We start from the raw sequence: 24,132 nt of genomic DNA, 5'->3' as shown, positions 1-24,132 counted from the left end.
GAGAATTTAGATGATGCGACGACTAATCGGTGTGTTGTTATGCCTGAGCTTGCTCAGCGCTTGCAACCCGACAGTAAGGTTAGATCTTGGGGATAAGCCCTTAGAGATTAACTTGAACATTAAGCACGAGATCCGGGTCAAAATCGAGAAAGAAATCGATGCCCTGGCTGAAGACGACGAAATATTTTAGGAGCCGCTATGAAAATTTTAACAAAGTTAACTACAGCCTTTTTAGTTTTAATGCTTGCGCTTCCCGTTGCTGCAGCAGATTTATCAAGTGCCAAAGCTCAAGGATTAATTGGTGAAATGAGTACCGGTTATATTGGTTTTGTCACCAACCAAGTACCTGACGATGTAAAAGAGCTCGTCGCGACTGCTAATGCTAAACGTAAAGCGAAATTTCAGGCATTAGCCAAAAAGCAAAATATCTCTGTCGATCAAGTCGCGAAAATTGCCGCGGCAACATTCTTCGAAAAAACCAAACCGGGGAATTACATTAACCAAAATGGTCGCTGGATTAAAAAATGACTAAGGGAGCTTACGCTCCCTTTTTTATCACAAACATTTCACGTAGCAAAAACTAATTTATTATTGTCTAGGTCTCTTACATAAGCTGAGAATCGAGGGCCACGCTGATCCGGCTTGCCTTTACAACGACCACCTAAATCAATTGCCTTTTTATACAGTCTCTTCACTTGGACAAGGATTTAATAGTCATTCTAGAATAAACGGGTTATTTAGATTGCATTTCAGTTAATTGGTCATGCCAGGGCGATATCGATTTTTACCGATTCCTTCCGGTATAAATCAAACATTAATCGCAAAATTAACCAGTTTCGCAGCTACAATAAACATCACGCCAACACCAAATCCAATTAATAACGCTTTAAATACTGCACCCTTTTTGTTGCCACTCGCCTTTGGTGAACCATCTTCTGCATTTGTGTTTGGGTCCGAACCTAACTCGCTCATATTGTAATTGTCCTAAGATTTTGAATGACACGGATTATAACCAATTAGAACAAATATCTCACTAGCTAATAATACCGGCGGTATTAAATCTGTTTATCGTGTTAATGTTGTTTAAAATCGATATGAAAATAACGGAGAGTGGCATGGCCGCTAGTGATGGCTTGAACTGAATTTAATAGTTTCGGCGCGCGCCTGTTAACTAATTGAGATATTGAAGAGTGATTATACTCACATAAGTTCCAAGCTATGCTATCTTAATTTAACTAAGTCAGCAGAATGAGAAGGAGATCATCATGACTTTTAGTTGTTCTCAAAAATTTGTACAAAAAGACTACCGTACAGCTGTCGGATTAGTTGGTGGTGGCCTAGAAGGCTTATGCGTCACATTATGTGCTAAATGGTGTCATTTGATATTAAGTGATACTTTAGATACATGGAGTAATCCCACCACATCTGCGCCAATGCGATTTCAAAATTTCTACTCTCCGGCGCTTATTGACGCATTAGGAAAAGAGCAACGAGTTTCAAATGCAAGGCTCAACCGAATGAAGGAAGCCACTGACGGTTTAGAAAAGATGTTAATGGTTGCCAAAATTATGGGGCAACAAGGCTTAGGGCAAGAAAGACAACCCTTAATCGATGCAGTATCAGACACAGTGCCAGAGCTCGAACATAGAGGTGATAATATTCCCCGGCAGATACTCTCTCGATTTGGATGTACTAATGTCGGAGCGCCGGCACAAGTTGGATGGGGTAATTTAGCGAATAGTCTCAACGAGAAACATTGTTACGCTATCGTTTTTCAAACTCAAAATGGTCAACATGCAATCGCAGCCTATGTATCAGGTGGCGTATTTAATCATGATTATCATATCTTCGATCCGAACTTTGGTGAGTTTAAAGCCACTGATAAAGCATCAGCGACCCGTTTGCTGCAAACTCTTGGGGACAGATACGGCAAGCCACAACATGCGCGCTTATTTCAAATGCGACTTTAGTCATAAAGTGCTTATGTGAGCAACTGTACAAGCGTTAGATACAATTAACATTGACTCGGACATTCCTATATTTGACTCTCGACCTAATATTTGCTCAGTCTTTGATATAACTGCTTTGCTCCTGGCATTTGATCATTAATTTTCATGGCTTCAGCAGACAGTTTTTTCGCGCCATCGATATCTCCAGATGCCTCTAATGCTAGTGCGTATGCTAATATGTCGGCCGGAACTTGATGTTGACTGTGGTACGCTGTTTTCGCATATTCAGAAGCGCGTTCAAACGCTCCAGATTGAATTAACAACTTAGATAAAATTCTCATCGGTGCAGTTTCATAATTCGCATAGGATTCTACTTTTGTTACGTAGTCTAAAAAATATTCTTCTAACAATTCCCTAGCTTTAGTGTGTTTTCCAGCCGCAATAAATGCAGTTGCACAATCAGCCCATGATTGAGGGCTCACCCCCATTCCATATTTTCCGTTCGGATTCTTTCTTAAATTTCTCAACTTCTCGTCGGCAGCCGCGTCATATTTACCAAGAGCGCTTAATGTTCGAGAGCGCCAATCTCTTGCTCCACTGTATTCCGGGTTTATCTGTAACGCGCGATCAAAATCCGCCAAAGCATCAGGCTCATTATTTAATTCAAGATAAGCCATTCCTCTTTCAAAAAAGGCTTGTTCATTGTCCGGTTCAATTAAAATCGCCTGTGTGAGTAAGTTAATGGCTTTTGAATATTCTCCGTTACCGGAGAAGTCTATTGCTTGGCGTATCAAAGACGTTACACAATTATTCTTATCCATACTATTTTCCATTAAGTAATTGGTTATTTTTCAATAGGTATGTCGTCATATATTAACCGCTTTTTTAAATCACGCTTTAATGACAGATAGTGAAGTTAGTATATTTAATTCAGCAGTTATAATCAAAATCAAGGGTTCGATCGATAGCTAAATATTGCAGCTCAATTTATTCTCTTTCCTGAACGTCGAGCACTCGATCAATAACTAATAGGACTCCTTACCTTAACGTTGTTTTTCATGACAATTTCAATTAGTCTCATCAAAAAATCAAAAGGAATTCATTGAGTGCAATTTTCTAGCGAGATTGAGTCTTCAGTATTGGTCGCAATCGTCATGGTTGTTCTAACTGCTATCTCAAAATACTTTGGGTACTATCAATTCGGTGGTACAAAATTACCTATTTGGTCTATTTTCCTGATAGCTACTTTTATCGCTCTATTTGGTCTCGGTTTTGTTTCATTTACTGGAGTCGCATTTTTAGCCCTAATGCTGATTGCTTCGTTAGCGATTAACGCTACTGGCCCGAAGTCTATGCGGATAATCGCCGGTATTCTGGCTGGTACGCTTTTTTTAGGATTAGGATTTCGAATTCTCCCTGGCTTCGAGAACCAAATACTTGTGGATACGCAATTCGTTAAAGGTCAATCAACTACCTATACAACTTACTTCAATTTTGATAAGACATTGGGGGGATTAATCTTTTTTTTGGCCGTTGTTCCTTCTAGTAATCGACTCAGATACCGCACATTATCGCGTGCGCTAATGGTTACGACCGCGACTATTATATTCGTCTTGGGTGGGGGCTATGCTTTCAACCTCATTGGGATAAATTTAACCTATCTATTTGATTATCGGTTTCTGGTCCTTTTTTTAACCTTACAAATATTTCAGTCTGTTTGGCTGAGGAAACTTTTTTTAGAGGTTTTATCCAACAGCGACTGTATTACCTCTTCGAAAAAGATTCTTTGTGGCACAAAACCATTCCCTTAATTGTCGCATCATTGCTATTTGGCTTAGTTCATTTTGCTGGTGGTATTGGTTACGTTGTCGCATCAACTGTGGCGGGCATTGGTTATGGCTTAGCTTATCAAATAACCCAAAGAATAGAAGTGGCAATACTGTCTCATACCTTACTGAATCTCGTACACCTAGTGCTGTTTACTTACCCTTTTTCTATGAATGATGTTTAAATCAGCGGTTTCTACTTTGACGTCACTCGGATTAAGCTGAAAGTTGACACTGTGACCAGCTTTTTAGTCTGTGTTACTTACACTCATCTTTTAATCAAGACTTTGAATTATTCAAAGCTACCTGAGTACCCTTTTTACTTTAAACTGATTCACTGATTTCGGTCCTTGCTGTGTTAATACTGTAGCGGATATCCAATCATCATTTTCATTAAAAACATAATGAATATTTCGAGTCGTAGGTTCTACTCCCTCAATGTTAGCATCGATAATAACTTTGCTTACCAAACCTTTATCATTGTAATCATATTGAACATTAATAACTCTTTCGGTTTTTGGATAGACTTCCTCTGTCGAGAGTACTAATTTGTCACTGTTGTACTGATTAGTAATTTTTTTGTTCACCTTATTCTTATTGTTTTTTTCAATTATTGTCAAAGTATGGTTGTTTGCGTCAAAATGATAGTCAACATTGGTAACCACCTTACCTTCTGCATTGTAGATTTTTTTAGCCGTTAATTGGTAAGGTTGTTGATAATCGCCTTTATAGGTATATACCACTTTATTTAATCCAGGCTTAACGATCGCTATAACATTTTTATTCGCTTTCGTGATTGAAGCGTTCTGATGATAGGTTTTAGCGTCAATTTTAGTCCATTGGTTTGTTCTTGAGGAAAATGTGAATTTTTGTAATTCATAATAAGTGTAATCTCCCTTAAGTTGTTCGTACTGAAAGGGAACATGGGCAGAAATTCGAAATTTATGAGGGTAAAGATGTCCTTCAAGAAACAAGAATATATCCTGCTCAGAAATCGTTGTGTTTCTGACTGAAACATCAAGATCTAAGGGAGTCTCAGCTTTTAGTTTTAAACCACAATTTAACGAAACAAATAGTATTGTTAATAATATAACTACTCTAACCAGCACCATCTTCATAACCTAACGTTTAAAATACCCTTAATGCCAATTGGCAATTAATCCACTTGCTGCAAACGTGACCAAATATGCAGCAACAGTCAGCAAAATAAATATCCACAAAGTAGAAAATAGGCTTTTTATCCATCCGAAACTATAGAATAATTTTACCGATTGATAATAAACAATCAAACCGATAATAATCTCGATCATCTTTCTACTCATTGAGAAAAAATCAACATTAAAAATTAGAAATGTAACAACGACCAAAATACCATACAAACTATAAAGCGACCCAGCATAAAGTAGCATGGTTAATGTCGCGATATAGTTGTAGCCTGACTGGTAAAACGCATATCGAATCGCAATGGCAGCAACCGGCATTGCGCCCAAGTAAATGAATAGCCGGTGGTTTGAATACAAGTCATACCAAACCTTATAAAATTTAACACTAAATACGCTAGATTCTTTATCAGCCATGTTTTGTTGCGCCAAGCTACTATCTACCACAGGCGAAATCCATCCATTTAAAGCAAGAATGGCCAAATAAGCACCAATTATGAGAAAACAAAGCCTTAAGGGGTTTACATAATACTGACGACTTCCTGTGACATAGCGTTTTGCAACGTAGCCTGGATATAAAATCAAGTCTTTTAAGGTTCGAAATGCCCGAGAATCCGTGTTGGTAATCGCTTCTAAAAAAGCATCAATAAAATATCTGCTAGTTAAATTGCCCGCAATATGCTTTTGACCACACTCTGAACAGTAAGGTCCGGTTAATTGCGATCCGCAATTAAGGCATCGCTGACCATGATAGTTATCTTTAGACATTATGACTCTCTTATCGAAAAGTAAACTTGAAACCCTAGCATGTTGTTCAATTATCCAGTCGAATGATCACAAAAAATGAGAATAAGTTTGTCTCTGACTCCGCTAACGTGACGATGTTGCTAGAAAATTACCCGTTTTTACCAAGCAAGCGGTCAGCCCTACCCTTGAATCAATCACTTGCTAAAAATTCAATATGAAGCACGGTAATACTTACCAACAATAATAACGCTAATGTGGTAAAAATCAGATAAGTCGCGAGTATTGAAATCGTTCTTCGTTTCAATGAAAACTGATTGAATATTTGAAAATAGGCGAAAATTGTATAAAGCAAAGAAAATACGACAGGAATGGGTTCAAAGCCTTTCCATAACAGTGAAAGTGGTCCCAAAATGGCGTAAATGATCATGCGCTGACAGGACAGATAAAGATTGAGCACGAAATGCTCATAAAGATTAAGCGCTGATTTATAAAAAGCTAATCGTGTCGCTAATGCAAAAAAGGGAACCGAAACCAGAACCGATGCGATATAGTGGCTGTTAAACCAGCTCAAAACAGACACAATGGTTGACGGAGACTCTCTTTCTTCATTGGTTAGTCCATTCTGAATACCGGTTAAAAGATCTTGCATGATCGTTCCGAAACCAAAAGTAATTGATAAATAAATGTAGATAGCAATGATGACTACAAGGTAGCTAAAAGGTTTGGTGTAAGGCGCTCTTTTCCCATTGATGTAATCATTAATAACCTGTCCGGGTCGATAAAATAAAGAAGCGATGGTGTAAAGGAAACCGCGTTCAAACTGAAGAACGTCCGTTGTAAACTGCTGTGAAAGATATTTAAAGTTGATTCGATCTACGGTGTTTTTCTGGCCACAATGGCTACAAAACTTACCCGCTAGCGTATTCCCACAATTTTTACAGCTTGTTACCACGCGCAGAATATCCCAGAAACAATGTTTTATGATTATTTTAATAAGACTATCTTAGCGTTTTTCAAAAATGAAAGCGACAAGTTCCATCGACTTGGCTTGATATTCCGATTTGGATGGGTAATCGACTGATTCAACTCGGATTTTTCACCGATCTCTACTCGTCCATAAAGCGCTAAGGGCTGTTCTTGTTCTTGTTCTTGTTCTTGTTCTTGTTCTTGTTTTTATTCTTGTTCTTATTCTTGTTCTTTCTCTTGCGCTTGCTGCTAGCGTATCGATTCATTGCAAACAACAGCTTGAATCAGTCTTTTGTAAAATGTTGAGTTAATTAATTGAACGGTTATTTAATAATCTTCACAATACACGCTTTAAAGGGTCCTAGCTTACTGTCTAAATCCGCATTATTCGACTTTGCTTCATCACTAATATTAAGTTGGCCCGTCATTTTTCGCTCTTTTTCATTCGTATCAACTGAGGCATTGATTGTTATGGTAAATTTATGCCCTTCTGGCAACAAGTCGGTACATGATTGGATAGTTGAATATTTTTTATCGCCTGCAATCGCATAAAATGCAACAGATGAAATAGCCACTGTAAATACAACGAGCAATAATTTTTTCATATTAGTGTTCTACCTTTGTTTTCTGTGTTTTGCTGATAGACACTATATTTTTTGTAAGGTTCCTTGGACAGTATGTCCTATACGCAATATTTTGTGAGCAAACCGAATCTCTTTTTTGTTTTAGATTCCGCTTCTTTACTAGGCCAAACATTAACGGGTATTAATTTCATTGGCACTTGTTTGAATTGATATAGTGGAGTTGAGCCATTCAGCTTACGGTAATTTTAAACACACTTAACCTTAGCCAAGTATGATATTTAAGAGCTGACAGTTTTAAAGCTGTCAGCTCCTTGCACTTGCTAGCTTCACTAGTCAGTCCAATCCTGGCCCAAGGCTTGAGCATCATCAAATAAAAATTTAGAAATCTCTTGCATTAAAACACGCCTATTCGCAACACTATTTTGGAAACCTAACTTTCGTAATTTGTGGAGATAGATCTTAAAATCCAGAGGGTTCGGCTTATTTGAGGGCCTAAAGCCAAGCTGTTGAGAGGTAAAAACCGGCTCATAACCAGCAAAGTATAGACCAAGCAACTCTCGCGAAAACACTCTTAAATTTCGATACCCGGGATCGATAAACATGTCCTTTCTAGTTTTTAAAAAGCGTTTCCATTTGGACTTTCCTTGTCCAAACTGATCGACCAAATGATTAATTTTTCCACCAAGTGGGCGAGCAGTGTTTGGATCATCGCGGTCTTCCGGAAACATTAATTTCCATGCATTTTGCTCCTCAGGTGTTAACGCCAAAGCAAAATCTTGCCCACCCGTTATAGCGCCGATAATTAACGCGTCATTAAGAATTGGCGTCCAGCTTTTTTCGCTCAGAATACTGCCTGTACCATTGACTGGGGCGTAAGGTTTAGGCGGCTTGTTGCCTGTATATAAATAATTTTTGAGCCACCTCTCTCTTGCATTTCTGATATGAATCCGAGTCGACTCATCCTGTATTCCATTCACCCCTGTGACTCCGAAGTTTCGAATGTACTGGTCATCCAAACGAATTTCAGTTCCTCCCAACAAGGTAAGCTTCAAGTTGTTCCTCGCTGTGGCTTCATACAAATTAAATGCACAGCGGATGAATTTAGCCAAGACCTCATCATCATTCCAACTTTCATCCCAACTACCGACCCAAGCGTTGTCGGTTCGATACTGAGCTCTTAATTCAAATAATTGATTTATAAATTGTTCTTGAGAAAGCATATAGACCTCCTAATCTTCATTAATTGCATTATGATTAAACGCCTTCGCGTTTAACCTTCCTTTTGATTATCCTTTCTAGCTGACTCAGTTATCCTATAGGGTCACCGTGTATATGAGCGTTTGAAGAATCGTTGTATTTTGGTTTTTTTTAAGAATTTTTGACGGTGGCTGCTTTTAATGGACAATCTTGCATTAGTTGCTTTAACCAGCATTGTGACCGGCACTACCCAGGACAGGTGGTACTATCGGAGGTTTATTGCGGCGGTTTCCTTTAAATATTCCACCACTATTAATGCTTGTCTTCCCCTATTTTTCGGCAAAACAAACAGATACAGACCAACCGATACAGACATCCAGAATTCCATGAGTAACCTGCAATATCAGTAGCTAATATCACTAGTTTAATTGGTATATGTGAGATATAAGCTAAGGTGGTTGTAAGAAATCACTTAATAGTGCCTGTCTTTAATTATTTGCAGGTTCATATTTAAATCCACAGAATCCAATTATTTTATTATCATCTTTATGAATTAATGCATAACGAGCATAGCCATACTGCTCGTATTCTTTAAGCCATATGTTCTCTATCACGAACAGGGCTTCTTTTTTAGATTTTACCTTGTGATCTCCTGGAATGAACTTAAGCATACTTTCATCCGAACTAAACTCGAGCACTTCCTCAGCATCCTGGGCACAGAATTCGCGCATCTGAAGTCTTGGCGTATTGACTAATATTTCAGGTTTTAGCATTTGTGAGGTCTACCAGCTTTAAGCATACATACATACATAAATAATGTTTCTTTGTTCTATGACCTGTCATCTAATGTGAATAAATCAGCTATATGGAGCCTGGTTGGAGTTATTTAAGACGAGCTGACTTAGGTGGCATCGGCGACTACACGGTTCGTGCCAAGAAACATTAGCATTCCAAGTTCACACATTTCTAAAGTAAGAGTTTTCAGTTCCAACTTTAACAGGGCTAACGTCAAGAGCAATAGGATTGTCGTAATCAAAAAACATTTTATAATCACCACTTCGCTGTATCTCTATTAGTGTCGCGAGAGGCCTACTATTGTTGCTTTCTTCTATTCCGTCAACCAATGCAAACATCTGCTTTTGCATAGCAGATGAATATTTATTCACCCCTTCAAAATATATAAACTCTATACTTTCTTTATGTTTGAAAGTGCATTGGGAACTTCCCCTATCCCGATTAGGGCTTGAGAACCAACAATAAGCTTGATCCCACTCGGAGCCCATTTGAGAAATCATCTCGAATAAGCATTCAGCTAGCAGCTTAACCTGCTCTCGCTCGCTAACCGTCATATTTTCACTTTTCATCAATTTGAATACCGAATACTCTCACGAAAAATTAATGACAGTCACTTTATCGACAATTACTTTCGTTATCAATCACCAAAATCTGAATCACTTAATAGTGCCTGTCTGGATTTTAGTACCTGTCTGGATTTAATTTCTGTACTGCTCAAGCACAGAGTCGAGTGACTAAAAAGACGTCAATTTGATAGCCTTGTTAGTCTACCGCCTCGGCCATTCGGACTTTGTAGTAATGAACCGCAACCAGAATTAGAACAACCAATAGCCCCATGAAGTACACCATTGTTAAAGTACTTTTAGTCACCGTCAACGCACTACTGATTGTGACTAGTTCTTCCGATAAGTCCGGGTAGCGACTAAGCATCAACCAGATACCAACATTCTCTGCGTAATCGCTAACGCAGGCCAAAAATGGTACTACAGACAGAACATGCCACGCTCGTCCTTTTAGATCAATGAGTTTAATCAACCACAGAAGCAACGAAGAATAACAAAGCCCAAACAGCAAGGGATAAAATAAATCTAAAACGAGCTGCGTTGACAGGTAAAATTTTCTACCCTCTTCACCGAGACTACTCAGAATCGCTAGCGCTTGTTGATAACTATAACCGGATGGAGACATGTCAAAAATAGGCAAACCATCAGTACCATTCATCAACTCAGGGATGCTGTAAGTCAACATAGTAAGATAAACTGCATTGGTCAGAACAAACAGGACCAAAACGATCCGTCCATTTATTCGTGATTGAATTGCTTGCAACATATCACCCCCCCTTCTCAAATCATTATTGCTGCTGGCTCATAAATACAGACAGTCACTATATCGACTATCACTTAGGCTATCAATCGTCAATCTCTGAGTGATGTTGATGCTTCTTTCGCCTAAGTTTTCATAACCAATTTAGACCAGGAACCAATATAGACAGGCACGATTTCATGGTTAACCTACGACGCAAGTAGCCAATGTCTGTAATTTAATTGGTATATATGGGAAATATGCTTAGGTGATTGTAAGAAATCACTGAATAGTGCCTGTCTTTAATTATTGCTGAATAGTGCCTGTCTTTAATTATTGTCTTTAATTATTAGGTTAATTATTGCTATTGATTAGTAAAACGAGGATCAGAGATAATCTGGGTACAAATCCTGATTGAGAAAGCAAAGAACCTAGCCCCTAAAACTGATGACAACTCTAAAACTTAATAATCAAACAGCTGAGCAGCTTGACACAATGCTAGATAACGGCGTGCTGACTATCATCATGAATCGACCTAAAACGTTAAACGGTTGGACAACCGAGATGATGGAAGCTATTAAGGATGCGCTTGCGGTCGCCAGTAAAAACGACGAGGTTAAAGTGGTCATATTAACCGGACAGGGAACTTACTACTCTGCTGGTGTAAATTTAGGTCGCTCGCTGAAACTTATGCACCCTAAAAAGCTTAGAGATTTAATTATTGACTATAATCAGCAGCTTTTTGAATCGTTCCTGGAGTTTCCCAAACCCATTTTAGCTGCGGTTAATGGTCCATCAATTGGTGCGAGTGTGACTTCAGCGACCTTGTGCGATGGTATAATCGCTTCAGAAAATGCAACCTTTTCAACTCCGTTTGCTGCGTTAGGTGTCACTCCAGAAGGTTGTTCAAGTGTTCACCTGCCTCGTTTAATTGGACAACAGAATACCGAGAGAATGTTAGGTAAAGAAGGATGGAAGCCAACTGGCGCTGAAGCACTGGATATAGGACTAGCGCAATGGCTAGTTAACGAGGAGAAGCTTTTAGATAAAGCACATGAGATAGCGCAAGACTGGATTCAGCAAGAGAAAACTCGAAGCTTTTTAGGCGGTAGTGAGTTAAGTGAGTTAAAAGCAGTCAACGCGCAAGAATCGATTAACTTGGCAAATGCCTTTTTAGCAAAGCCCTTTTTAAAAGGACAATCAAAATTCTTTTGGCGTAAACAAAAGTACGCTTTATCGGCTATATTTTTTGTGCTCCAAATCTCACGTCCGATCTGGGCAAAGCTTTTATCCTAGATTCGAATGCCAAAACAAATAAGAAATTAGGGTCAGAGTCAGTTATTGTTAGCCTTGCCAGTTTTAAATTCGACTCTGTCCCCCTATTTTTAACGTTTTAATCCTTCGAACCTCTAATCTCTGACAGCGACTGGTTTAGCCAGTCCAAGTACCACCTATTGAAACTAAGACTTCTCCCCTCATCGTCTCTGAGTAATTCAATTCCCGCGTAGTCAGCCCTGAGATCTCTCCAAATGGTTCCTTTCATTGGACCAGTTACAACCAGCCATATTCGTCTGGCACACCCCTCGTGGCAAATAGGTATAGCACCCGGTAAAACGTCCTCCGACCAATATTTTTCGTTCAACTTTTCTTCCCATGCTTCCCAAGCCGCATCTTCCTCTTCTTCGCTTTCATAGTTGTCTTGCGGCTCGTTACTCCAAAATGAATCTGGTAAATTCCAATCTGACTCATAGGGAAATTCTTTCGACAAATCTCCTACTAGAGTCCCTTCTGACCAAGAACATATTCCATGATTGTGATCTTCCATTTCGACCGGAAATACTCCGTAACAGGGACCCGCCCCTCCGTTTCCAACAAGCGTAATAAACTCCCGGTATTCATCTGGAAAAACACATCCGTATTTGCTTTCAATTTCCCTGAACTCAATTTCTGACAACGTATCATTTAATTGATATTCGTGCGAACTTGAACCAAAATTTTTGAAATGTTTATCTTCTTTTTTTAATTCTTCTAATTTAAGTTTTAATTCTTTCATAAATATCTAATTTTATAGGGATTATAATTTCGACCATTAACTGAAGTCATTTCAAGCATTGGGATTATTTTCACGCTTTAAATTTTAACAATAAAGCTTCATATATAGGTCGATAAGGATTAAAAAAATCATTCACAATTTCAGCAGCCATTTTCTCAGGATTTGGATGCCAGTCGAAGTAGTCATCAGCAATATACAAATTGCTTTCATCTTCTTTTGATAACTTTATATCCCAATCATACAATACAATTTGTACCGCTTTCCTCATATTCAGTTCGCCTTGATAATACTTGTGACTGATTTCACCCAGTAATGTTTTTTCGTCTATATCTCCATATACACAAAAGGAATCTTGTATAAGTTTTACAACCTCGCCTAAATCTGATGAAAGTACTATTTTTTCAACGAAAGGGTCGATTCCCTCGTCTGTATATTGTGTATAAGACCAATCAATCAGTTCTTTATACGAAATGATATTTTTCTTTAAAACATAAATTAAAAAATTATAATCTTCAGCTGAATACTTCATAGCTTGCTCGAATGAATTTATTATATCAACTACTTGACTCTTAAAGATTCCATATCTGTCTGAAAATCCATTATTCCCTTTTTAAAACTCTTCCCAAAGGCAAGTGAAGCACAACTTTGTGCTTCGCTCGGAGATTTGGGAAATTTTTTACTACAACCGACGCCCCAGACAGCTTCACCTTTTCGTCTATTGCCATCATGTTGTGGGTCGACCAAAAATGTGATGTATGCAATAGCACCATGCGGAGACCAGACCGAAGTAAGCTTCCAGATTTCGTCTGCCCACCAATCGATAATATGAGGATCAACTTTTGACGCGATTTCCCATCCGTCAAGCTCTAGGTATTCTTGTACTTTTTGCTGGTTTGGTTTCATTTGATTGTTCTCTTTAGCGGACACTCAATTGTAATAGAGCATTAGCTATGCCAATTTCATATTTACCACCATTAAACTAGCGTAACTTATTGTCTTTATTGAAGTAAAAGATGCACTTTCTTAGCGCTAAGATCGATAGGCATTGATTATCAGCAGAAAGAACTATCTATTTTTATAATACACCTATCAGAATAGATAGCTTATAAATTGTCTATATTTCGCTATTTGGTTTCTTTTTATTGTTAAAATTCGACAAAAAGAGTTTTTTTAACCGTTGAGAGCTTGTTAGGTGAGCAATTGACCTAATCATCATTAAGCGAGCACCGGTATGGTACCAGTCCTGATTTATTTCAAAGCTCCCTCGTTCTTTTAGATCTGCCACAGCTAGTAACAGTGATCTTATGGTCAACCTCTGTAAGCTCCTCTCCATTAGATTCAAAAATCCTCGACACCTCAAAGCCGCATATATCACTTCCTTCTGGTGGAAGTACACATACGCCGAACCTATTACTTTTATCTGTATTTCTAAACCAATAACGTCGTTCTCGTAAATCAATAGGCCAATAACTGTCAATATTTTCGGCCCCACGAGGTTTTTTTACTGAACCCCATGAGTGGGACTGAAAGTCCTCGCACGCGCCCGGGTTTGGAACAGACACACATCCAGAAAGCAAAATTAGTACAAACAATAAGATTATATTTTTGTGCATAAAAATCGGTGTGGCTTTTTAATAGTTTCAAGACATCTAATGATAAGACGATTAGTCATTAAATAGGGTCACATGATTATTTAATCATCTATTTTCCAACAGTTAATCAGTTTGAAGATCTAACTACTTCGTGATGACTACTGGATATTTATCTCGTAAAAAATATTAAAGTAAAACGATTTTTAGCAAAATTCCAATTGTAATACTCGACTCTGGTCCGAATTTTTATATTAAGAAATTACTCAAAAATGCCTTTCTTTAATTATTTTTTAGGATTGAAGTGGAAGTTAATTTTATTCCCATCAAAGTCTCTAATGTAAGCACAATAATAACCACCAGCGCGAAGTCCCGGAGCGCCTCCGTCTGAAGCGCCCAAATCCAGTGCTTTTTTATGAAGTGAATCAACCTGCAATTCTGACTCTGCTTGAAGTGCAATCATTGTTCCATTACCGGCAGTAGCTGGCTGGCCATTTTCGGGCGTTAGTATCGTGAAGATGACGGAGTTTTCATCTTTTGCCCATGCAATACATGATGTTTCGTCAAATACGCGTTTTGCCCCAAGCATTGCAAATAACTGTTCGTAGAAATTTCCAGACTTAGAAACATCACTCACACCTAATGTAATATATCCAACCATTTTTAATCTCTCGACCTTTACTTTTTATTTTAAATTCAACTTTGACCCTGATTTTATGACCCTAATTTTTCAACTTATTAGAAAGCACCGATATCATCCAAAATAATATGCACATCTTGGTTGGGTAAAAATATCAAATCCAACTCTAAATCCTTGTCTATATTGATAGCCCTTTCATCAAAGTTTTCTAGCTTTATAGGTACGGAAAAAGTTTGTAATACTGGTTCCGTCACCGGATACTTAAAGTCATCACTTTCCAGTTCAGAGTAGTCAGAGAGTAGTAATGGGCTAACAGTACCAGCAGAGCCCAATGCTTGGTTGTGAATAACAGTAGAATCCGCCAATAACGCTATTTTAGCATCGCTCAGCAAGTTGTATGGGTTCATCGTTGCTTCACCTGAGTCGGCGCGTGCGAGTGAAAATTGGAGATTAAAATGTCCGCTTTTCACTTTTTTATCGATGCTTGGTTTAGAAAGCTTGAATCGAACATGGGTTTTTACGCCTTTTTCAAGTTTTATATCTAATACATCATTAGCAGTTTTTGTACCATTGCGAAGACGTTCGGCAACAACTTCAATCGGCATTGGTTTTGGCGGGTTATTTGAATTATTCGTTGGAACGCTCACCTTATCGAAGCCACTTTCAAAATCTTCTATCACGTCAAAGTTTGACGTTTTATAGCGGCTGATATAGATATCTTCAGGCAAACCGAATTCTCTGGTTGATGGATGTAGTAATAACGCCCGGTGTTCAACACGTTCAAATAGCGAATCTTCAAGAAAAGCTGAGACAAAAACCTTAGTCAAATGCTCTTGTTGAGCAGGCGATAATAGATGTAAATCAAAGTCTCCCCGTTGGCCGAAATTAAAAGCGCCTGACATGTCTTGATTAAAATTGATGTGATTAGCTCGGTAAATATAGATCGCCAGTTTTATATGATCTTTGCCGTCATCAAAGTGGGTTCTTTGCCATTGGCGGCTACCGAGGTACTGATAAACATCAGCATCGTGCCCACCTTGCAATACCATGTAATTGACATTCTTAATAACATTGGCCCCGCCTGCATGCATGTATTGACCATCCATAGGAGCGAGCGCAGCGACAGCTTTAATTGAGAAGTTGAAATTAGTCGGTTCATCAAGACCAGGGATTTTTTGCCATTGATTAAAAGCAGCCGCTAGAGCAACAGCCTCTCCCCCACGAGACATTCCAATCAATGCGATCCGTTCCATATCGACTTTTTGATAAAACTCACTATCGACTTCCCGGTTCCAGTTTCGCCATAATTTTAAATGCTCTAGCAAAATCCAACCACGTGCACCGTTTTCGCCCCAGAGACCGTTTAAATAAGTTTGGTCAATCTGTGCAACAATGTATCCTCGGCTGACTAAAAGCTCCGCGAGATAATCAAACCCCGGATCTGAATTCCCATGGACTAAAAACGCCAGCGGAAAAGGCCCTTTGCCGATAGGCGTCCAGACCTTTGCATCTAGCCCTAAACTAGAACTATCAAATTTATGATAGGCGTCATCTGTGTATTTTTGATTGCGTGAATAGTCCGCTAGAAAGTCAGGCAGACTAATCGTTGGTGTGAGAATATCCGGCTTTGAAAAAGAAAACGTTTTACTTTGGCCATACTCCATCGTTTTAAATTTATACTCTCCCGGTTTGGATGGATCCTGTAATCCTGTAGCCGGTATAATTGGTCGAACGTACTGTTTAAGAACACTGTCTATAGTGTCCGCAGCGCCAGCAATATTGACGATGCTTAATAGGAGTAATGTTGTTATTACTCTGAGCACACTGCACTCCTAATTTAAAAAACCTCTCGGCAAAGCATGACTAGCAAAAGACTCTCACATATACAGTCATGAAAAGAGTATCCTACCCCACTAAATTTTCACGATGTTATTGTGCTATCGGGATCAGCGTCAACCATGTTTAACAATATGTATCAATTTTAAAGCAGGCATCCTTAACTACAGAACTTGTGACGAGCGTTATCTACATAACTTGTAATGAGCGTTTTGTAGAAAATATAGACAGGCAATACCTAGTGTGCCCGCTGTTAACAGAACGACTTGACTCCCTATCTATTTTGTTAACGATATAAACGGAGAAGTTGACGACCACAGCCAGCATACAAAGAGCGATCAGCTTCGCGGTACTCTAGAGTCACACAACTAAAATCATCTTGTCTTTCTCTAATAACAAATGGTTCTCCACCCTCAAGTGAAACTGCTAAGACACGAGAGCTATTAAAAGAAGAATCGTTCGTGTAGTAAAGATATTCACCATCTGTGGCAATATCAGTGATATTACTGACTAAACCATCAATTAATGCTTTAAGCTCTCCAGTCACTAAGTCAAAGGAATAAACATTTTTTGGCGAATTAGTTCCAATGTAAACTGTAAATATTATGCGATCGCGAGAAAACAACATGACATCTTGAGTAGAGTAAGAATATTCAAAAACGGGTATAATGTCGTTAGTGATCTGAACTAAAGGTTCTATCTCATTGGTTAGGAGGTCTAACCGCTGTACGCTGTAGTTAAGAGAATCAGTTTCCGAAAGAACATAATAAAGATATCCATTATGTTTAACCAGATCTCTGATATGTCCATCAAACTCTACCAATGTAGAAAGCACATTGGTTTCACGATCACGTCTTTGAATTCTGGTTTTATCAAACTGTAGGTTGCTATTAGCCGTGACATCGTACTCTAGGTAATAAAAACTGTCATCTGTAACTTGTAAGCTCCTATAGTCAAGGCGCTCTACATCCTCTGATTGATAATAATGAAGCTCGACTGGCGCGGGATAATGATCGAGCTCAACACTAATAACGGTGTCATCGGTCGTCTGTATCAAAGAACGCTCAGTAAAGTTAAAATAGGTAGAGTTTGAATTCCTCGATAACGGTGCCCAATATATTGAATCTGGCTGAACTTGCGATTCATTTACCAAATCGAAGATAGCCCTTCGCGCAAAAATTTCACCAAGCTTGGAATAAGGAAAGTATAAATACTGGTTGTAAACAGCAGTAAAATTGTCTGGATTAAAGTCAGATATATAGCTTGAAATGTCATTTGATGATTGATATTCACCGGTATCTAACGAAAAAACATGTTTCATCACTCCAACTTCAGGCCGGTTAAACCGCTCAAGAACGATCAGCTGGTTGAACTCCGGCGCGACAAAAAGGCGAACAAAATATTCGTAGCTTGTCGGATAATTATTGTTCGAATCAGTGAGATGCTCTTGAAGAGCAACAAAGGTTGAACATATCTCGCTAGAAAAATCAAACTTCTCAATAGACCAGGCGGAATCAGCATAACTCAACGAATAAAGCGCTTCAGACGTAGTCACTACATCTTCAACCTGAATATCCTTAATATATTTTTTAGATCCGTCCGCCAGGTCAAGCTGAAAAAGAGCCCTGTCTCCATTACCCGAAGCGTAATTGTTAAGAAAAACCCGATCGCCTTCAATATGAATATCGTGCAACGAGAGCTCTTCTTTATCGCACCTTATAAGGTTTATACTCAATGTGTCTTCATAAAATGTATAAATGCAACCTTCACTTCGATCATAAATCAAAATAGCGTTAGTCAAATTATGAAGGGTTGAAAAGCCTAGATTGTAAGTCGGTACCAATGATTCGAAAGGAAAAGATGGGTGAGGCGTTTCTCCTGACTTTAGGTACTGACTTGGAGCACGAAACAAATGCCGCTCATCCACATTATTTGAATCACTCAACCAATAAACATGGCCTCTAAAACTAGTCACCGAAGAAAAATTTCCTCGCTCACCAGAAGGAGATGCACCAACGACTGAAGGAGAACGGTCGTGTAGACTGAAGGAGTTAATTCCAAAATCATCTGAGAAGCTGCCATTAGGGTGATTTAAATTAAATACCCTATCTTGGAATAACACAAAATCTCGATTGAGGTACGAAAACAAATCGAAATCTGCTAATGGATCAGGCGAAAACAAGGCATCATGAAAACCCTCAGAATTATAATTGGACTCATAAATGGTAGTGATTTGATCAGAATCAAAATCGTATCGATCAAAACGTTTATCGAAATTCATGTAAGCGTAAAGCGCTCCATCATGGAGCTTGATCCGCTCATAAGCTAAATAACTAGTGTTAACAAGCTCCGAATTCAAGGTAATTGGTGGACCTTCATCAACCTGTTCCGAACCTGTATTTGGCTGAGCTGAATCGCCTCCGCCGCCACAAGCGAACAAAAAAGTAAAAAGGATTAGACTTAGAACAAGGTTGAAGACTCTATACATGAGCTAGATTATCTGGTCAGCACAAAAAACGCGCTATTTTAGGATAAAGTCATTTAGTTTAGCAATGGGCATATTAACTTTTTGAGATACAATTGACTAATGATTAATCTGCCAAAGGCCGTAAGCAGACACCTGTTGAGTTTTTATGCCTATCTATACTCCTTTGATAATCAGATCAATCTGACCCGTTACTCCAGAAAATCACGATTTCGTAGTTAACCTACAACGTACGCAAATTAGCTATACTTTCGGCTTACATTGACCCCGATCGCATTTTCCAGAGGCACAGTCACTGCCCTTACGACAGCGCAGTGGGTCAGGTTTACAGACGCCGTTGACGCAACGTCCTTGGGCGCAGTTTTTATTGCTGGTACAGCGTTTCGGCTTCGGTGTAACTGGAGAGGCTTTGGGTTTACATTGACCCCGATCGCATTTTCCAGAGGCACAATCACTGCCCTTTCGACAGCGCAGAGGGTCGGGTTTACAGACGCCATTAACACAACGTCCTTGGGCACAGTCTTTATTGCTGATACAGCGTTTCGGTTTGGGTGCAATTGGCGAGGCTTTGGGTTTACATTGACCCCGGTCGCATTTTCCAGAAGCGCAATCACTTCCCTTGCGACAACGCAGAGGGTCGGGTTTACAGACGCCATTGACACAACGTCCTTGGGCACAGTCTTTATTGCTGACGCAGCGTTTTGGTTTTGGCGTAATTGGCGAAGCTTTGGTTTTACATCGCCCTGAAACACATTGGCCAGATGCGCAGTCGGAATTTTTATGACAGCGAAGCGGATCAGGTTTGCAGACACCATTAACACAGCGTCCTGAGGGACAGTCTTTGTTACTGATGCATTTTTTGGATTTGGGTAAAGTGGGCTTAGACGCAGGTTTGCATTTACCAAATGTACATTCCCCAGATTCACAGTCGGAATTCTTAACGCATCTCTCTGTTGTTGAGCTGTATGCGTTAACGCCTGCAACCGCGATTGATACAGACAATACCAGTCTGAGCAGGTTTTTGATAACATTCTTATTCTGATGAAGCATATTCTACTCCAAATTTCGCTATTCTATTATGAATAGTCTGTCGAAGTTTATCATAATCTCGTTCAAATAATTTAATACCTAAGTAACTCAATTAAAAGCTTTGTTTTGATTGCTAAAACTAAACCTCGAGAAAAATCAGAAATCACCCCGAGTGTTTATATATTTCTGATACAGAGTCGGTAACATCTTTATTATATCAATATCTTTCATTTCACTTTCCGCTCACGGCCAATAGCGGACATTCGTCCAAGTTTTCTATTTAATTTTAAGTTTTCGTTAAAAGAGTGACTAGTTCCCTTACATTTTGTTAGCTTTCGCCTTCGCCGAATTTAAATCTGTCCAGTAACTCTATCCTTGAAACTAGGCTATCCAGCACAACATCCCCCCCTATTTCGACGGGCTGTCGTGCTATGTTTAACACCCTATTAGAATATTCTCGTACTTTAGGATCACAATCTTTACTTTCTATATTCCGCTTATGTCTATCTAAACAGTCCCCTAGATTAGCTTGATAGTGATTACTCTTCGCAGCAATCAAAAAACCTTCGATCAAAGCGCATTCAAACGACTCAAATCGCTCCTTTTTGGGTACTAAAGAGTATAAATACTCAACGGCTTTTTCTGGCGTAGAGCTTGGATTAATGAAGTCTAGATATACGTCTGGGTTCGAATCCTTGGTTGTAACTAAAAACGTTAGGAGTGCGGGATATATGTATGTATTCTCATTTGTAGAGTGAATAACTAGATTAATACGAGCGATAATTTGCTCAACCTCTCTTAGCGAGTAATCTTTAGCCTTAGCTACTAGCTTAAATACATTTTTTAAGCGATCTTTATCATATTGAAAAGCTCTATATTTTTTCCTTTTTTCAAAAAACCGATAGAAACCAAATGTTTTATAGAGCTTATCTATAAAGTCATCTAACTCTGAATTGGGCAGAACATATTCAATGTCGATAAACCTCTTTAAATACCCCTTAGACTCAAAATCATTACCATATATTGCTTTAACACTGTGTGACAATTGTTCTTTATCCATTGCAAGCACGAATACCAAGCCATCTATATCAAGTAAGTGTTTTATTCGCTCTAAAAGCTCAATAGCATATGTTGGTCTACATCTATCTAATTCGTCTATAAAAATATATAGGTTTTCTGATTCCCCAGATTGAGTAACAAGTATTTTCTTAAGATTTTCTTTAAACTCAAAAATGGCATCTTTATTCTTTGAGTATTCATCAATTAGGTCTTTTGATAAAGATTTTGATAGGTTTGCAGCTTCATCTTCTAACATTTTCTCCGCATCTATTACGCCCGCCGTAACTAACTTAACTAGCGCAGGAATTCCCTTCTTGAGGATGTGCCCCCCTGCTTTTTTTGCAGTTTCCCATGCCTCACTTTTTTCTTCATCACCAGTAATTAAGCTATTTATTTCTTGATTAATTTCCCCTAAAAACGCCAATAGTGGATCGCTAGCAAAGTCTGTTTCCCACGCACTAAAAAAAACTGACTTACGATTACTTAACTTCAGATCTGCGTGCAGCATTTCTAGAAAAGTTGTTTTTCCATGACCCCATGGAGCATTAACAGAGATTACTATAGGAGATGCAATATTTCTTAGAAGTAAAGACAGGTTTTCAACATCACCACTTCGCGATAGGCAGTCGTTTTTAAATGGTTTGGCTGGATCTATGAGAATTTTTCTAGCTTTGAATTCCATCGAGATATCTCCTTTTAGTAACAAGCAAGCTGTGACTGTGACTGTAATTGATATGTCCTACTCTCTTTAAATTGAAGGAGTTGTTAACATTTGTCATGTTAGGTTCAGGAACAGTCAACCAAAGGTTGCTAAATGCTTTAGATGTAACTGTCTAATGTACTTTTCTCTAAACTGCCAAAAGCGGACATTGCCTCACTTGTTCTGAACGCCATGTTCTATATTTCAACGTAATCAGCTAGCTTATCTAGCTTTGAATTAGCTCTTAAAAATCGGTAAAATCTTTATTTCTGTAGAGTTCGACTACTTTATTTCGTTGAAAATTATGTAAGCAAATAAGCTTTAAGTGAGATGGCGAAAAACAAAAATTTGATAGATGTTCCTCTATTAAACCAAACATGAAAGTATCAAGAGGACAACTATACCCTTTTTTATCAGGTAGCCCACATGAAATTATCAGTATTTCATTGCAGCTTTTATCTTTTTCGTTTACTCGTTCTTCTAAAAGCTCATCAATTTGGCTCAACCTAATTTCTGTTTGGGTTGACGAAGAAACTTGTATTCCTGGTTCTTGTTGTTGCTGTTTAAGATGAACTTGCACTGATATTTGATCAACACTACCGTAAAAACCGTTACTATTTGGATAGACCTTTGGAAATCCCTTTGAAAAATCAACATTTTCCCCCACGTAACCTTGGTCCGTTTTTAGTAATTCACAAATGTCATCTACAGTTTTTTCTCTTTGTCCTGCTGGTTGCTCTTGATTAACAGATAGACTAACAATTTTCTTATCAAGGTGTGGGTATTCAGTAAGATTTTCATTTAACTTATTTAGTAGGAGTCTACCTAAATATCTAGCTTGCGCTAAATCTCTCCTTACATCTGTTATTGCTGCCTCAGTTAACTCCACTCCAATTTCTCTTTTATCTATTCGAACAAACTTATCAGGAGGATCGTTTCCATGAATAAGCTCTATAGGATGATTTATTCTAAAGCTTGCACTAAGTGCGGTTAGAAATGATAATATTTGGAGATTTTCTATCTTGACTTGAGTAAGCTCTGCTTTAAATAATTGCTCATCTAGAGCATTTGGAGGAACCAGCCAAAAGGGGTCTTTTTCTCCATTTGAATTATCTCCTCCCAAAGCAATTATCATAGCTACCTCCTAATCAAATATTTTATGTTTATTTGTAATTGTCTAATAGACCTTTCGATGTTTGTCTGCTTTAAGATAAAAGCAGAAAAAAACAGAAAATCTACTTTCCCACAAATCCATCAAGCTCATCCCTCAATCCCTCAGCACCATCCAAAACCTTCAAACCAGCACCAGCTAAACTTTTACTCAACTCTAACCGACCCAAATGCTTATTAACCTTCGCCATTATCAACGCACCATGCGCAGGAACACATCCACCAAAGCCTTCGAGATAATCACCTCTTTCAATCTGCTCAATAGAAAACATATTGGCAACTTTCTCAACAGTATCAAATTGCGCAAACTTGGTTTCACCCTCTTCCCGATAGGTCTTAATTAAATGCTCTACTCTTTTCTCAACACTGGGATAAATTAAACCACTTTTAAACTTCCACCAATAATCACTTTTTCCTTGAGGCGCTAATCGAGTTCTAAAAACACAATCAATTTCTTTTATGGTACTTAAATCCGGAATTTGATCTTTAGGCCACGCCACGGGAAGAAATGACAAATGCAGTCCTAAATTCACGCAACAACTACCACCATATTTATTATTCTGAATATTAATCGCATGAATAACATCACCTTTAATCCGGCGAAAATTTTGTCCGCTCCCCTTAAACCCAAGCGCTCTTAATACGGGATAAAAGTCCTCTCTTAACTGTTTGTAAAAAACTTTTTTATCATCCATCACTTCACATCGAATCACTCGCTGGCGGATAAAACTTATTTATTTAAGTAAGTAATTTCAAAGCAAGGATAAAAACTTGGCAGGTAGTTAAAGACGGCCTTCCCTTAAACCTATGATTATTATTTATTCCTTTACTTTATCAATTCCTTTTGTTTCTCTAGTCCTTTTACTATCGATTCCTTTTTCCTGGGAATTAAAATAACAACCTACTATTAATTGTTCAAGAAACCGACAAACTCGTTTTGAGATTTAAAGTTAACTTCAAGTTTTATTAATCCTCATTAGTCAGTCGAGCGTACAGCGCGATTGTCCAGCTTAGGGCGGCCACTCCTTAATCATTCTTTTAATCT

At 38.5% G+C, this 24,132-nt stretch carries 27 protein-coding genes; 7 read left to right on the top strand and 20 right to left on the bottom strand.

Annotated features, from left to right (window positions below; genetic code table 11):
- Positions 1 to 10 precede the first annotated feature (10 nt).
- Together FLL45_RS04425 and FLL45_RS04420 are read left to right on the top strand one after the other, a co-directional pair.
- Entirely contained in the window at positions 11 to 190 is a 180-nt protein-coding gene (locus tag FLL45_RS04425) for a YnbE family lipoprotein (RefSeq protein WP_142888558.1), read from the top strand.
- An 8-nt stretch (positions 191 to 198) separates the two neighbouring features.
- Positions 199 to 528, top strand: a complete 330-nt coding sequence (locus FLL45_RS04420; protein ID WP_142888557.1) for a YdbL family probable chaperone protein — start codon at positions 199 to 201, stop codon at positions 526 to 528.
- 279 nt (positions 529 to 807) lie between these two features.
- On the opposite strand, the gene FLL45_RS22720 is transcribed toward FLL45_RS04420, so the two are convergent.
- Positions 808 to 972, bottom strand: coding sequence for a hypothetical protein (locus FLL45_RS22720; RefSeq protein WP_185964327.1), 165 nt, complete (start codon positions 970 to 972; stop codon positions 808 to 810).
- A 293-nt stretch (positions 973 to 1,265) separates the two neighbouring features.
- Between FLL45_RS22720 and FLL45_RS04410 the strand changes: the two genes are divergently transcribed.
- Positions 1,266 to 1,970, top strand: coding sequence for a YopT-type cysteine protease domain-containing protein (locus FLL45_RS04410; RefSeq protein WP_142888556.1), 705 nt, complete (start codon positions 1,266 to 1,268; stop codon positions 1,968 to 1,970).
- Positions 1,971 to 2,053: 83 nt separating this feature from the next.
- Here the strand turns inward: FLL45_RS04410 and FLL45_RS04405 are convergent, their stop codons facing one another.
- Positions 2,054 to 2,770, bottom strand: coding sequence for a tetratricopeptide repeat protein (locus tag FLL45_RS04405; protein WP_185964326.1), 717 nt, complete (start codon positions 2,768 to 2,770; stop codon positions 2,054 to 2,056).
- Positions 2,771 to 3,055: 285 nt separating this feature from the next.
- Here FLL45_RS04405 and FLL45_RS04400 point away from each other — a divergent pair, with 285 nt between their 5' ends.
- Complete coding sequence (locus FLL45_RS04400; protein ID WP_142888554.1) at positions 3,056 to 3,760, top strand: NAD(P)(+) transhydrogenase (Re/Si-specific) subunit beta; 705 nt, start codon at positions 3,056 to 3,058, stop codon at positions 3,758 to 3,760.
- Positions 3,667 to 3,960, top strand: coding sequence for a CPBP family intramembrane glutamic endopeptidase (locus FLL45_RS04395; RefSeq protein WP_185964325.1), 294 nt, complete (start codon positions 3,667 to 3,669; stop codon positions 3,958 to 3,960). The genes FLL45_RS04400 and FLL45_RS04395 overlap by 94 nt, the downstream gene beginning before the upstream one ends.
- Before the next feature lie 117 nt (positions 3,961 to 4,077).
- On the opposite strand, the gene FLL45_RS04390 is transcribed toward FLL45_RS04395, so the two are convergent.
- From FLL45_RS04390 to FLL45_RS04355, 8 genes are all read right to left on the bottom strand, one after another.
- Positions 4,078 to 4,887 (bottom strand): hypothetical protein, encoded by an 810-nt coding sequence (locus tag FLL45_RS04390; RefSeq protein WP_142888552.1) that lies wholly within the window; start codon positions 4,885 to 4,887, stop codon positions 4,078 to 4,080.
- Between the two features lie 27 nt (positions 4,888 to 4,914).
- Positions 4,915 to 5,703, bottom strand: coding sequence for a DUF3667 domain-containing protein (locus tag FLL45_RS04385; RefSeq protein WP_142888551.1), 789 nt, complete (start codon positions 5,701 to 5,703; stop codon positions 4,915 to 4,917).
- A gap of 169 nt (positions 5,704 to 5,872) precedes the next feature.
- A complete protein-coding gene (locus FLL45_RS04380) occupies positions 5,873 to 6,634 on the bottom strand; it encodes a DUF3667 domain-containing protein (RefSeq protein WP_185964324.1) in 762 nt (253 codons plus the stop codon).
- 337 nt (positions 6,635 to 6,971) lie between these two features.
- Positions 6,972 to 7,253, bottom strand: coding sequence for a hypothetical protein (locus FLL45_RS04375; protein ID WP_142888549.1), 282 nt, complete (start codon positions 7,251 to 7,253; stop codon positions 6,972 to 6,974).
- 308 nt (positions 7,254 to 7,561) lie between these two features.
- Positions 7,562 to 8,452: a hypothetical protein gene (locus tag FLL45_RS04370; RefSeq protein WP_142888548.1), complete on the bottom strand. Its 891-nt coding sequence runs from the start codon at positions 8,450 to 8,452 to the stop codon at positions 7,562 to 7,564.
- Positions 8,453 to 8,917: 465 nt separating this feature from the next.
- On the bottom strand, positions 8,918 to 9,202 hold the full coding sequence (locus tag FLL45_RS04365) for a GNAT family N-acetyltransferase (protein ID WP_142888547.1): 285 nt from the start codon (positions 9,200 to 9,202) through the stop codon (positions 8,918 to 8,920).
- A gap of 183 nt (positions 9,203 to 9,385) precedes the next feature.
- On the bottom strand, positions 9,386 to 9,793 hold the full coding sequence (locus tag FLL45_RS04360) for a hypothetical protein (protein WP_185964323.1): 408 nt from the start codon (positions 9,791 to 9,793) through the stop codon (positions 9,386 to 9,388).
- A 193-nt stretch (positions 9,794 to 9,986) separates the two neighbouring features.
- Entirely contained in the window at positions 9,987 to 10,553 is a 567-nt protein-coding gene (locus FLL45_RS04355) for a hypothetical protein (RefSeq protein ID WP_142888545.1), read from the bottom strand.
- A 468-nt stretch (positions 10,554 to 11,021) separates the two neighbouring features.
- Between FLL45_RS04355 and FLL45_RS04350 the strand changes: the two genes are divergently transcribed.
- Positions 11,022 to 11,822 (top strand): enoyl-CoA hydratase/isomerase family protein, encoded by an 801-nt coding sequence (locus tag FLL45_RS04350; protein ID WP_210247106.1) that lies wholly within the window; start codon positions 11,022 to 11,024, stop codon positions 11,820 to 11,822.
- A gap of 97 nt (positions 11,823 to 11,919) precedes the next feature.
- Here FLL45_RS04350 and FLL45_RS04345 read toward each other — a convergent pair whose 3' ends face one another.
- From FLL45_RS04345 to FLL45_RS04315, 7 genes are all read right to left on the bottom strand, one after another.
- On the bottom strand, positions 11,920 to 12,579 hold the full coding sequence (locus FLL45_RS04345) for an SMI1/KNR4 family protein (RefSeq protein WP_142888543.1): 660 nt from the start codon (positions 12,577 to 12,579) through the stop codon (positions 11,920 to 11,922).
- Positions 12,580 to 12,649: 70 nt separating this feature from the next.
- Complete coding sequence (locus FLL45_RS04340) at positions 12,650 to 13,108, bottom strand: hypothetical protein (RefSeq protein WP_142888542.1); 459 nt, start codon at positions 13,106 to 13,108, stop codon at positions 12,650 to 12,652.
- A gap of 29 nt (positions 13,109 to 13,137) precedes the next feature.
- On the bottom strand, positions 13,138 to 13,482 hold the full coding sequence (locus FLL45_RS04335) for a hypothetical protein (protein ID WP_142888541.1): 345 nt from the start codon (positions 13,480 to 13,482) through the stop codon (positions 13,138 to 13,140).
- Positions 13,483 to 14,454: 972 nt separating this feature from the next.
- Positions 14,455 to 14,829, bottom strand: coding sequence for a VOC family protein (locus FLL45_RS04330; protein ID WP_142888540.1), 375 nt, complete (start codon positions 14,827 to 14,829; stop codon positions 14,455 to 14,457).
- Positions 14,830 to 14,906: 77 nt separating this feature from the next.
- Positions 14,907 to 16,631: an alpha/beta hydrolase gene (locus FLL45_RS22715; RefSeq protein ID WP_185964322.1), complete on the bottom strand. Its 1,725-nt coding sequence runs from the start codon at positions 16,629 to 16,631 to the stop codon at positions 14,907 to 14,909.
- Between the two features lie 299 nt (positions 16,632 to 16,930).
- On the bottom strand, positions 16,931 to 19,132 hold the full coding sequence (locus FLL45_RS04320; RefSeq protein WP_142888539.1) for a hypothetical protein: 2,202 nt from the start codon (positions 19,130 to 19,132) through the stop codon (positions 16,931 to 16,933).
- A 236-nt stretch (positions 19,133 to 19,368) separates the two neighbouring features.
- Positions 19,369 to 19,785, bottom strand: a complete 417-nt coding sequence (locus FLL45_RS04315; RefSeq protein ID WP_142888538.1) for a hypothetical protein — start codon at positions 19,783 to 19,785, stop codon at positions 19,369 to 19,371.
- Positions 19,786 to 19,931: 146 nt separating this feature from the next.
- Here FLL45_RS04315 and FLL45_RS04310 point away from each other — a divergent pair, with 146 nt between their 5' ends.
- Positions 19,932 to 20,171 carry a hypothetical protein gene (locus tag FLL45_RS04310; RefSeq protein WP_142888537.1) on the top strand — a complete coding sequence of 80 codons (240 nt, stop codon included), beginning with the start codon at positions 19,932 to 19,934 and terminating at the stop codon, positions 20,169 to 20,171.
- 315 nt (positions 20,172 to 20,486) lie between these two features.
- On the opposite strand, the gene FLL45_RS04305 is transcribed toward FLL45_RS04310, so the two are convergent.
- From FLL45_RS04305 to FLL45_RS04295, 3 genes are all read right to left on the bottom strand, one after another.
- Positions 20,487 to 21,899, bottom strand: coding sequence for a KAP family P-loop NTPase fold protein (locus FLL45_RS04305; protein WP_142888536.1), 1,413 nt, complete (start codon positions 21,897 to 21,899; stop codon positions 20,487 to 20,489).
- 262 nt (positions 21,900 to 22,161) lie between these two features.
- Positions 22,162 to 23,052 (bottom strand): hypothetical protein, encoded by an 891-nt coding sequence (locus FLL45_RS04300; protein WP_142888535.1) that lies wholly within the window; start codon positions 23,050 to 23,052, stop codon positions 22,162 to 22,164.
- 100 nt (positions 23,053 to 23,152) lie between these two features.
- A complete protein-coding gene (locus FLL45_RS04295; protein WP_142888534.1) occupies positions 23,153 to 23,782 on the bottom strand; it encodes a DUF4304 domain-containing protein in 630 nt (209 codons plus the stop codon).
- Positions 23,783 to 24,132: the final 350 nt, after the last annotated feature.

The sequence above is a fragment of the Aliikangiella marina genome (assembly GCF_007004765.1).
Taxonomy (GTDB): domain Bacteria; phylum Pseudomonadota; class Gammaproteobacteria; order Enterobacterales; family Kangiellaceae; genus Aliikangiella; species Aliikangiella marina.
Note: the sequence above shows the minus strand (reverse complement) of the source record. Positions and strands in the feature narration are given on the sequence as shown.